Source organism: Dysgonomonas sp. HGC4 (assembly GCF_001261715.1).
GTDB lineage: Bacteria > Bacteroidota > Bacteroidia > Bacteroidales > Dysgonomonadaceae > Dysgonomonas_A.
This window is the reverse complement of sequence record NZ_CVRU01000005.1, coordinates 47,473-53,839: the sequence shown is the minus strand read 5'-3', so window position 1 is coordinate 53,839 and position 6,367 is coordinate 47,473. Positions and strand designations below refer to the sequence as shown.

Genomic DNA, 6,367 nt, shown 5'->3' with positions numbered 1-6,367 from the left:
CTCCTATAGGAGAAAAGACTATAGTAAAGTTTAATTGTACATTTATTTAGGTCTGCCATATTTAAGTGCATCTGCAGGAAAGTCTATTATCAATGCAAAGTAACGAAACCTACTATTGTGACCTTATTAGAACTTTAGTTACTTTTGTAAAATAAATCTGAACTTATTTAATATACAGAATGTTAATAAAATCAGCTAGTAAACACATAACTCCATCTAAGTGTATGAAAAGTTTAATTCTTTCATTAGTGACCTTCATTTTAGGAATATCAAATTGTTTAGGGCAAACCGAAACGAAAGCCTTTCGTTATGATACGATTCCTGCTCCAGCAAAGAATGAAGTACAATTATTTCGTTACGATACAGTTGCCGATCCAAGGGCGAGTCAATCTCAGGAACCTTTGTACAAAATTGAGCAGCCAGTGAAACAACAAAGATATCAGTCGAAGCCTACGCAACAGCCACTAAGCTACAATGAGGGACAAGGGAGTCAAGGCCGAATGGTATTCGGAGGTGCATTTGGTATGGCATTTAGTAGTGGTTATGTGTCTGTCAATATCTCTCCGCAGATTGGTTATGAGTTTAATCGTTACTTTACTGCCGGAGGCGGAATCGGTTATTTTTATTATAGAGACAACTCTCATGGGAATGATTTTTCGCAAAACTATTTGGGAGTGAACGCTTATGCCAGATTTCACCCAATTCGTTTTATCTCATTGCAGGTACAACCCGAACTTTATCAGATGTGGGGAAGTGCAGGAGGGCAGTCTCTTGATTCGCAAACCGTTCCTTGTGTATTAGTTGGAGGTGGTGTGAATATTCCTTCTGGACGTAATGGAGCTGTCACTATGATGATTCATTACGATTTGGTTCAGAATGATTGGAGTCCTTATGGAAATCAGATGTTTTATTCAGTCGGATATATTTTTGGATTTTGACGTGTGTAATATCTCCTTAAAGTAGTGGTGACATCTATTGCTTCTAGGAGGCTTTTCGCATTATTATGTATAGTTGAAGTTGTGATTTGCTTTCATTTTTATCTATATTTGTAATAGTTAAGATGGCAGGCTTATTGATATTGATATGTCAACTTAAATTATTTACGATTATTACTTAATAAGGATATGAATACTTTTGGCAATATATTTCGTTTAACGTCTTTCGGAGAGTCTCATGGTGCAGGCATAGGAGGCATAATTGATGGCTGTCCTGCAGGCATTGAGGTAGACATGGATTTTATTCAGAATGAATTGAATCGTCGTCGTCCGGGGCAATCAAAAATAACTACACCCAGAAACGAAGCTGATAAGGTAGAATTTCTATCGGGTATTTTTGAAGGAAAAACTACAGGTACTCCCATTGGTTTTATTATTTGGAACGCTAATCAGCATTCGTCTGATTATGATAATATGAAAGCTTTGTATCGTCCGTCTCATGCGGATTATACATACCAACAAAAATACGGAATAAGAGATCATAGGGGAGGAGGTCGTTCTTCGGCTCGTGAGACTATTGCCCGTTGTGTAGCCGGTGCTTTGGCTAAATTGGTATTGAATCAATTGAATGTTTCTATTACTGCATATACTTCTCAGGTAGGTGGTATTAAATTAGAGAAATTGTATTCTGAATATGATTTGAATACTATTGAAGATACTCCCGTTAGATGTCCCGATGCTGCGAAAGCAGAGGAGATGATAACGTTGATAAATGAAGTGAAATCGAAAGGTGATACAATTGGTGGGGTTATTACTTGTGTAATCAAGGGAACTCCTGTCGGATTGGGCGAACCAGTGTTTGGTAAACTGCATGCAGCTTTGGGAAATGCAATGCTTAGTATCAATGCCGTTAAAGGTTTTGAGTATGGCGATGGCTTTGATGTGAATCACAGAGGCTCGGAAGTGAACGACGAGTTTTATGACAAAGATGGAGCAATAGATACTCGTACCAACCATTCGGGAGGTATTCAAGGTGGAATCTCAAATGGACAGGATATTTATTTCAGAGTAGCATTCAAGCCAGTTGCAACTATATTGATGCAACAACATACGGTAGATCAGGAAGGAAACGAAGCAGATCTTAAAGCTCGTGGACGTCATGATGCGTGTGTACTTCCTCGTGCAGTACCTATTGTTGAGGCAATGGCTGCTATGACAATTCTCGATTACTATTTATTGAATAAAGCTCGTTGATTATATAAGGGCAAAGATCGATTTGTTCTTTCAGAAAATGTTGTAATTAGAGATAGTTATGACTGGTAGATAGTATAATAATTTTTGAACTCTAAGTTGTATGTGGAAACAGTGCTTTATGCTTTTTATTATATCGCTATTTCTTATTTCTTGTAATAAGAAGCAAGCAATTTATATTGAAGATAAAGGAGATGTTTTTCATACAACCTATTCGATAAAATATAAATATACCCATTCTCTTAAATCGGAAATAGAGACAGAGTTAGCAAGGTTTGATGATTCACTGAATCCATTTAAGGCTACTTCTATCATATCTAAAGTGAATAACAATGAGGATGTTGTATTAGATAGTTTTTTTGTGAATGTGTTCAATAGATCACAAGCTGTCTCTAAGGTTTCTGATGGACTTTTTGATATAACAGTGTCTCCACTGATTAATGCTTGGGGTTTTGGGTTTAAGAATCTAGAGAATGTAACCCCCGAAATGATTGATAGCCTTAAATCAATTGTAGGATACGATAAAATACAACTTCAAGATGGGCAGATAGTAAAAAATGATTCTCGTATTCAGATAAATACATCTGCTATTGCTAAAGGTTACTCAACTGATGTTATTGCAAAGCTGCTCGAATCATACGGTATAGCCGATTACATGATTGAGATTGGTGGAGAGGTAACTGCAAAAGGCACAAATGCAAAGGGTGAATGTTGGCATATCGGGATAGATAAGCCTATTGATGAAAAAGTGCCCGAACACAGAGAGTTACAGACCATTATACAATTGTGCGACAAATCGATGGCTACATCTGGCAGTTACCGTAACTTCTATATAAAGGATGGAAAGAAATATGCACATACAATTAACCCTAAAACGGGTTATCCATCGGAATCTAATATCTTAAGTGCAACTGTTATTGCTGATGATTGTATGACAGCAGATGCCTATGCTACGGTCTTCATGCTTGCCGATACTGCCGATATAAGGCGTATAGCATTACAAGAGCAAATTTCGTATCTGCTGATCTTAGATTCGGGTAATGATAGTTTATCTGTTGTAAAATCGTCAGATTTCGAGAAATATGAAGTCCGATAATCTTATTTATATCATTACACTGCTTCCTGCTATAATTTGCCAGTTATTATTGAACTGTTTCCATACTCTAAGGAAACGAACTTTTCCTGAAATAGGTTGAACTCCGTATTCTCCGTTCATGTCTATTGTTACTGCAACTACTGCTGTATCTCCAATTATATTAATCTGCTGATTGGTCGCACTGATGTTGTGCACTTTCATGAGACCACTGCTGTATGATTGCAAATCTATTTCTTTAGTGACAGTTTGCCCCATAGCACTATTAAAAAGGAGATCGGGATGTATAAGTTTATCTAATGTTTCTATATCAGCATGTAGCATAGCATCCAGTAATTGATTTTCAAGTTGCTCAATTGCATTTTTGATCGTTGTGTTCATATCTTCTGTGTTGTTTTATGTATTCTACAAAAGTAGCGTTTTTCTTAAATGAAAAAATGAATATTAAGCAAAACCCTCAATTTTCGTATTATATGGCGATGAGTTTTCAGAATGGTTGTTAAGGTTGAAAATATTGTTCATATAGTCAGCGAAATGAAAAATAATATAGTAAATTTGTAAGCGTATTTTTAGTATTGTCGAATAACTCTATTCTTAACAATACGAGTAATAAAGAGGTCAACGACCTTTAATCAGAAAAATAATAAACAGGTCAGCGACCTTTAAAACTTTCTTATATAATGAAAAGAGATACTGCAATTTTTGATATTATTGAAAGAGAACACCAGCGCCAACTAAAAGGAATTGAACTTATCGCTTCAGAGAATTTTGTGAGCCAACAAGTAATGGATGCTATGGGATCGTGCTTAACTAATAAGTATGCCGAAGGATATCCGGGCAAACGTTATTATGGAGGCTGCGAAATAGTTGACCTTAGCGAGCAATTGGCTATAGATCGTTTGAAACAAATTTTTGGAGCAGAATGGGCGAATGTACAACCTCACTCGGGTGCTCAGGCAAATGCTGCAGTATTTTTGGCATGTCTTCAAGCAGGCGATAAATTTTTAGGATTGAATCTTTCTCATGGAGGTCACCTTTCGCACGGTTCGCCCGTTAACTTTTCGGGGTTGATGTTCCATGCACTAGAATATAATGTAAGACAAGATAACGAAGAGGTTGATTATGATCAGATGGAAGCTGTAGCTAAGGCTGAGAAACCAAAATTGATTATTGCAGGTGCTTCGGCATACTCTCGTGATTGGAATTATGCTCGTATCCGTCAGATTGCAGATTCTATCAATGCTATTTTCTTGGTTGATATGGCTCACCCTGCGGGACTAATTGCTGCGGGTCTTTTAAACAACCCTCTTCAATATGCACATATTGTAACTACTACAACTCATAAAACTCTACGCGGACCTCGTGGAGGAGCTATATTGATAGGTAAAGATTTCGAAAATCCTTGGGGTAAGAAAACTCCTAAAGGCGAAACTCGTATGATGTCGGCTTTGTTAGATTCTGCTGTATTCCCAGGAATACAAGGTGGACCACTAGAGCACGTTATTGCAGCTAAAGCGGTATCTTTTGCTGAGGCATTAGACCCATCATATAAAGTATATCAGGCACAAGTTCAAAAGAATGCTGCTGTAATGGCTCAGGCTTTTGCTGATAAAGGATATAAAATTGTATCGGAAGGTACAGATAATCACTTGATTTTGATTGACCTTAGAAAGAAATTCCCTGAATTGACTGGTAAGGTTGCTGAAAAAGCTCTTGTGGCAGCAGATATTACTACCAATAAAAACATGGTACCTTTTGATAGCCGTAGCCCATTTCTTACATCGGGTTTACGTTTTGGTACTCCAGCTATTACAACTCGTGGAGTTAAGGATGGTTTGATGGGTGATATTGTAGAAATGATTGATACAGTATTGGCTAATCACGAAGACGAAAAAATAATTAAGGCTGTACATGATAAAGTAAATCAAATGATGAAAGATTACCCATTGTTTGCTTGGTAATTTGATCAGAGATTCATTATACATACAAAAAAACGCAGTTGAGGTTTAAAGGCTTCATCTGTGTTTTTTTATTTAGAGATAGTTAAAATAATAAAGAGGGTCTTTTGACCTTGCAGTAATAAGTGGCAAAGAAAAGAAAAAAGAAAAAAGGAAGAAGTAAAGGCTCAAGCTTTGGTAAAAAGCTGTTGTGGGTGATTCCTCTATTAATAGCAATTGCTTCTTTATTTATCAAAGATATATCAATTGGATATTACAATCGGGCAAATGGTTTATACGGCGCAGCTTTAAAGACTGCTATGCATGATATTATAAGAGATCATGAGTATCTGAATTTTGATGAAAATACAACAGCTCGCTATTGGTGGGACAATTATTTTAAGAAGACAGACTGGAGTTCGGAAGGTTATTTTCTAGATATGTATTCTAATGAAAAGCATACAACCTATGTTGGTGGGAATGTCCAGAATCGCGAACATTGCATGCCTCGTAGTTGGTGGGGAAAGAGAGATAAGTATTCTTCGTATGATGCTAATGGCGATCTTCATAATATATTCCCTTCCGATTATAGCGCTAATGCAGCTAAGAGTAATTTGCCACTAGGGGAGGTTGGAATTGCTAAGTTTGATAACGGAGTGTCTAAGGTTGGAAACAATACTTATCCTCATGGATATAGAGGACAGGTGTTTGAACCAGCAGATGAATATAAAGGAGACTTTGCCCGTGTTTACTTTTATATGTTAACTTGTTATGAAGATTACTCATATGATTGGAAGGATGATGCTAAGAAGTCGATGTTGCAGATAGAAGCTTATCCTGGACTTCAACCGTGGGCTCTCGAAATGTTAATCAAGTGGAATAATGAAGACCCTATAAGCGACAAGGAAATAGCCAGAAACAATGCGGTATATAAAATACAAGGCAATAGAAACCCCTTTGTAGATTGTCCTGAATTAGTGAGTCATATTTGGGGAGATAGTAAAGATCAACCGTTTTATATTTCTGAAGATGATAAGATAAATAGACAACCTCAAATAAAAGATTTGGTCTTTTCCTATGTGTTGGAGGCTAGAGATATAGCCGATCGGGTTCTGCTTAAAATTAAAGAATAAATTAAAAGTATTAGGCAT

General features: G+C 36.8%; 6 protein-coding genes. 5 read left to right on the top strand and 1 reads right to left on the bottom strand.

Going from position 1 to position 6,367, the window contains the following annotated elements:
- Positions 1-224: 224 nt before the first annotated feature.
- From HGC4_RS00570 to HGC4_RS00560, 3 genes are all read left to right on the top strand, one after another.
- The gene (locus HGC4_RS00570; protein WP_050708170.1) at positions 225-938 is read left to right on the top strand and encodes a hypothetical protein; all 714 of its coding nucleotides are present in this window, start codon (positions 225-227) and stop codon (positions 936-938) included.
- 186 nt (positions 939-1,124) lie between these two features.
- Positions 1,125-2,189, top strand: a complete 1,065-nt coding sequence (gene aroC / locus HGC4_RS00565; protein ID WP_050708169.1) for a chorismate synthase — start codon at positions 1,125-1,127, stop codon at positions 2,187-2,189.
- A gap of 100 nt (positions 2,190-2,289) precedes the next feature.
- On the top strand, positions 2,290-3,282 hold the full coding sequence (locus tag HGC4_RS00560; protein ID WP_082204016.1) for an FAD:protein FMN transferase: 993 nt from the start codon (positions 2,290-2,292) through the stop codon (positions 3,280-3,282).
- 6 nt (positions 3,283-3,288) lie between these two features.
- Here HGC4_RS00560 and HGC4_RS00555 read toward each other — a convergent pair whose 3' ends face one another.
- Positions 3,289-3,660: a nuclear transport factor 2 family protein gene (locus HGC4_RS00555; RefSeq protein WP_050708167.1), complete on the bottom strand. Its 372-nt coding sequence runs from the start codon at positions 3,658-3,660 to the stop codon at positions 3,289-3,291.
- 299 nt (positions 3,661-3,959) lie between these two features.
- Here HGC4_RS00555 and glyA point away from each other — a divergent pair, with 299 nt between their 5' ends.
- On the top strand, positions 3,960-5,240 hold the full coding sequence (gene glyA, locus HGC4_RS00550) for a serine hydroxymethyltransferase (RefSeq protein ID WP_050708166.1): 1,281 nt from the start codon (positions 3,960-3,962) through the stop codon (positions 5,238-5,240).
- Between the two features lie 122 nt (positions 5,241-5,362).
- Positions 5,363-6,349: an endonuclease I family protein gene (locus HGC4_RS00545; RefSeq protein WP_050708165.1), complete on the top strand. Its 987-nt coding sequence runs from the start codon at positions 5,363-5,365 to the stop codon at positions 6,347-6,349.
- The last annotated feature ends 18 nt before the right edge of the window (positions 6,350-6,367 follow it).